General features: G+C 61.2%; 4 protein-coding genes. All 4 read left to right on the top strand.

Annotation, left to right across the window (positions count from 1 at the left end):
* Positions 1–643: 643 nt before the first annotated feature.
* Positions 644–1,021: a 30S ribosomal protein S12 gene (gene rpsL, locus WAQ08_RS08845; RefSeq protein WP_058088974.1), complete on the top strand. Its 378-nt coding sequence runs from the start codon at positions 644–646 to the stop codon at positions 1,019–1,021.
* A gap of 231 nt (positions 1,022–1,252) precedes the next feature.
* The gene (gene rpsG, locus WAQ08_RS08840; protein ID WP_058088973.1) at positions 1,253–1,723 is read left to right on the top strand and encodes a 30S ribosomal protein S7; all 471 of its coding nucleotides are present in this window, start codon (positions 1,253–1,255) and stop codon (positions 1,721–1,723) included.
* A 96-nt stretch (positions 1,724–1,819) separates the two neighbouring features.
* Positions 1,820–3,922, top strand: coding sequence for an elongation factor G (gene fusA, locus WAQ08_RS08835; RefSeq protein WP_338440347.1), 2,103 nt, complete (start codon positions 1,820–1,822; stop codon positions 3,920–3,922).
* A 244-nt stretch (positions 3,923–4,166) separates the two neighbouring features.
* On the top strand, positions 4,167–4,311 hold a 145-nt coding region (locus WAQ08_RS08830), incomplete at its 3' end, for a GTP-binding protein (RefSeq protein ID WP_230411639.1).

The following is a 4,311-nucleotide window of genomic DNA, read 5'->3' as shown; positions in this document are numbered from 1 at the left end:
GATGAGTTGCAGGTCGCCGCTGACGTAGCTGGGCGCGTTGCTGACGGTGTCGATCAGCGAGCCGCCTTCGAGGTAGAAGTTGAAGGTGCTGGCTGGGACCGTCGCGTGAGCGGCGATGGGCAGCGTGGCGCTGAGGGTCAGCGCGATGAGATGTTTGGCGAGGGACACGGTTGCTCCTTGTTCCTGAGGTTTGTGCGGAAACGCCAGTGGCGCATTCCAATGTGAATCTGGTCAGTTTTCGGGCTTGTTGCGCCAACTCTAACGCTTGACAGCCTACCGGGCATCACCGCGAACACGCGGGCGGGAAAACCATCGGTGGTCTGTCTGTGAGGGGCGCTTCTGCGTCTGCGCAGTCGCCTTGCTTGCACTCATGCGGCGAGCTGGCTACAATGGAAGGCTTTTCGGCTTTCGCTGGGTGTTCCTGCGGACGTTGCGGATGCGCGGTTGCGTGGTTGGTGCCACCGATGCGCGCTTTCGCCGACGTGCTCAGGTGTCGCTGCGAGGGCCGATTTGTGCTGGCGGCACAAGGGCCTAAGGACCCAAGGACCCAAGGACTTGCAAGCGTTCGTTCAAACGCCTGTGAGGCATCCGAAAGGTGCTTGGGCCGCCAGAGACATCAACGGGAACCAACTGGAATCTATCCATGCCAACCATCAACCAGCTCGTGCGCCACGGCCGTCAGGTCGAGGTCACGAAGTCCAAATCGCCTGCGATGCAGAACTGCCCGCAGCGTCGCGGTGTCTGCACCCGCGTGTACACCACGACCCCCAAGAAGCCCAACTCGGCTTTGCGCAAGGTCGCCAAGGTGCGCCTGACCAACGGTTTCGAAGTCATTTCGTACATCGGCGGTGAAGGCCACAACCTGCAAGAACACAGCGTTGTGCTCGTGCGCGGCGGCCGTGTGAAGGACTTGCCCGGTGTGCGCTACCACATCGTGCGTGGCTCCCTTGACCTGCAAGGCGTCAAGGACCGCAAGCAATCGCGTTCCAAGTACGGCGCCAAGCGTCCCAAGAAGGCCTGATCGGGTTTTCCGATCGGTCTCGCTCATGTGAGCAAACCGGCCTCCTTCATCGGCGCGTCACAAGGTGGCGGCAGTCTGGCGAAGAGAAGCCGAGGTGGCGGTGGCCAGGGAATTTGCCCCGGTTGCCGAGTAAGTGGAGCCTTCAGTTTTATCTCTTTTGGATAAGGCTCCGGATGAAGACAAGGTGACCTCACCGCGTCAACATCAACTGAAGCATTGAAAGGAATTGACATGCCTCGTCGTCGCGAAGTACCCAAGCGTGAAATCCTCCCCGATCCGAAGTTCGGATCCGTGGACCTCTCCAAGTTCATGAACGTGATCATGGAGTCCGGCAAGAAGGCTGTGGCCGAGCGCATCATTTACGGTGCCCTCGAACAAGTCGAAAAGAAGGCCGGCAAGGATCCGCTGGAAATCTTCAACATCGCTCTGAACAACATCAAGCCCGTGGTGGAAGTGAAATCCCGCCGCGTGGGTGGTGCGAACTACCAGGTTCCCGTTGAAGTTCGCCCCGCTCGCCGCATGGCCCTGGCCATGCGCTGGTTGAAGGAATCGTCGCGCAAGCGCTCCGAGAAGTCGATGGCCCAGCGTCTGGCCAACGAACTGCTCGAAGCGTCTGAAGGCCGCGGCGGCGCGATGAAGAAGCGTGACGAAGTGCACCGCATGGCCGAAGCCAACAAGGCCTTCTCGCACTTCCGTTTCTAATCCACCCCCGGCAGTTTTGCTGCCAAAAAAGCGTCCGGTCCGCGAGCATGTGCTCAACACACGCGGCCGGCGCTTTGTCAAATCTGGAGTGACACCATGTCCCGCAAGACCCCGATCGAGCGCTACCGCAACATTGGCATCTCGGCTCACATCGACGCTGGCAAGACCACGACGACCGAACGCATCCTGTTCTATACCGGTGTGAACCACAAGATCGGTGAAGTGCACGAAGGCGCCGCCACCATGGACTGGATGGAGCAGGAACAAGAGCGCGGCATCACGATCACGTCGGCCGCGACGACCTGCTTCTGGAAGGGCATGGACATGTCCTACCCCGAGCACCGCTTCAACATCATCGACACCCCGGGCCACGTGGACTTCACCATCGAAGTCGAGCGCTCGATGCGCGTGCTCGATGGCGCCTGCATGGTGTATTGCGCCGTGGGCGGCGTGCAGCCGCAGTCGGAAACCGTGTGGCGTCAGGCGAACAAGTACGGCGTGCCCCGCCTGTCCTTCGTCAACAAGATGGACCGCACCGGTGCGAACTTCTTCAAGGTCTATGACCAGCTCAAGCTGCGTCTGAAGGCCAACCCCGTGCCCGTGGTCATCCCCATCGGTGCCGAAGAAAACTTCCAGGGCGTCGTTGACCTGCTCAAGATGAAGGCCATCTACTGGGATGAAGCCTCGCAGGGCATGAAGTTCGACTACCGCGAGATTCCGGCTGAACTGCAGGCCGACGCCAAGAAGTGGCGCGAAGGCATGGTCGAAGCTGCCGCCGAAGCCAACGAAGAGCTGATGAACAAGTACCTGGAAGAAGGTGACTTGTCCGAAGACGAGATCAAGCTGGCCCTGCGCACGCGCACCATCGCCTGCGAAATCCAGCCCATGCTGTGCGGCACCGCCTTCAAGAACAAGGGCGTGCAGCGCATGCTCGACGCCGTCATCGACTACCTGCCCTCCCCGATCGACATCCCCCCGGTCGAAGGCACGGACGACGACGACCAGCCCACCAGCCGCAGGGCCGACGACGCCGAGAAGTTTTCCGCGCTGGCTTTCAAGCTGATGACCGACCCGTATGTGGGTCAGCTGACCTTCGTGCGCGTGTATTCGGGCGTGCTGAACTCCGGCGACACCGTCTTCAACCCCATCAAGGGCAAAAAAGAGCGCATCGGCCGAATCCTGCAGATGCACGCCAACGAGCGTGAGGAAATCAAGGAAATTCTGGCCGGCGACATCGCTGCTTGCGTGGGCCTGAAGGACGTGACCACCGGCGAAACGCTGTGTGATCCGGACGCCATCATCACCCTGGAAAAGATGGTCTTCCCTGAGCCTGTGATCGCACAGGCCGTGGAACCCAAGACCAAGGCCGACCAGGAAAAGATGGGCATCGCCCTGTCGCGCCTGGCCGCTGAAGACCCGTCTTTCCGCGTCAAGACCGACGAAGAATCTGGCCAGACCATCATCGCCGGCATGGGCGAGCTGCACCTGGAAATCATCGTTGACCGCATGAAGCGCGAGTTCGGCGTGGAAGCCAACGTGGGCAAGCCGCAAGTGGCCTACCGCGAAACCATCCGCAACAAGGTCACCGACGTCGAAGGCAAGTTCGTGCGCCAGTCGGGCGGTAAGGGCCAGTACGGTCACGTGGTGCTGACGGTCGAGCCGCAAGAAGCCGGCAAGGGCTTCGAGTTCGTTGACGCCATCAAGGGTGGCGTGGTGCCCCGCGAGTACATCCCTGCGGTCGAAAAGGGCGTCATCGACACCCTGACCGCTGGCGTGCTGGCTGGCTACCCTGTGGTCGATGTCAAGGTCACGCTGACCTTCGGTTCGTACCACGACGTGGACTCGAACGAAAACGCCTTCAAGATGGCCGCATCCATGGGTTTCAAGGACGGCTGCCGCAAGGCATCCCCCGTGATCCTCGAGCCGATGATGGCCGTGGAAGTCGAGACGCCTGAAGACTACGCCGGTACCGTGATGGGCGATTTGTCCTCGCGTCGCGGCATGGTGCAGGGCATGGACGACATGGTCGGCGGCGGCAAGATCATCAAGGCAGAGGTTCCTCTGTCTGAAATGTTCGGCTACTCGACCAGCCTGCGTTCGGCCACCCAGGGTCGTGCCACCTACTCCATGGAGTTCAAGCACTACTCGGAAGCCCCGCGCAACGTGGCCGAAGCCATCATCAGCGCTCGCTCCAAGTAAGGCCCACCCCCTACACGCTTCGCGTGCCCCCTCAAGGGGGCGCCACGAGCAGACCGGCGAAGCCGGATCTGCCGTGGCCGCTGGGTCCAGCGAGCGCGGGGTGGTAGGATGCGAGCCCGCTCAATTTCAGCCGGTCTTCGGCGCCACCTCGATCCTGCATCGGTGTGGCTGGCTTGCTGCCCGTGGCGGCCAATGCTGGAGACCTTAAACCCGCACGGGCGACTGTTCTTTGTTGGAGAAACAAATGGCAAAAGGTAAATTCGAACGGACCAAGCCGCACGTGAACGTCGGCACGATTGGCCACGTTGACCACGGCAAGACCACCCTGACGGCAGCCATCGCGACCGTTCTGTCGAAGAAGTTTGGCGGCGAAGCCAAGGCCTACGACC

The organism is Aquabacterium sp. (assembly GCF_049274795.1).
In the GTDB taxonomy this organism is placed as follows: domain Bacteria; phylum Pseudomonadota; class Gammaproteobacteria; order Burkholderiales; family Burkholderiaceae_C; genus Aquabacterium.
The sequence above is the reverse complement of the archived record's forward strand: the minus strand, read 5'-3'. Positions and strand labels throughout refer to the sequence as shown.

Bases quoted from the DNA above. Each gene is read 5' to 3' on its own strand.
- rpsL (WP_058088974.1), top strand. From the start codon at position 644: ATGCCAACCATCAACCAGCTCGTGCGCCACGGCCGTCAGGTCGAGGTC.
- rpsG (WP_058088973.1), top strand. From the start codon at position 1,253: ATGCCTCGTCGTCGCGAAGTACCCAAGCGTGAAATCCTCCCCGATCCG.
- fusA (WP_338440347.1), top strand. From the start codon at position 1,820: ATGTCCCGCAAGACCCCGATCGAGCGCTACCGCAACATTGGCATCTCG.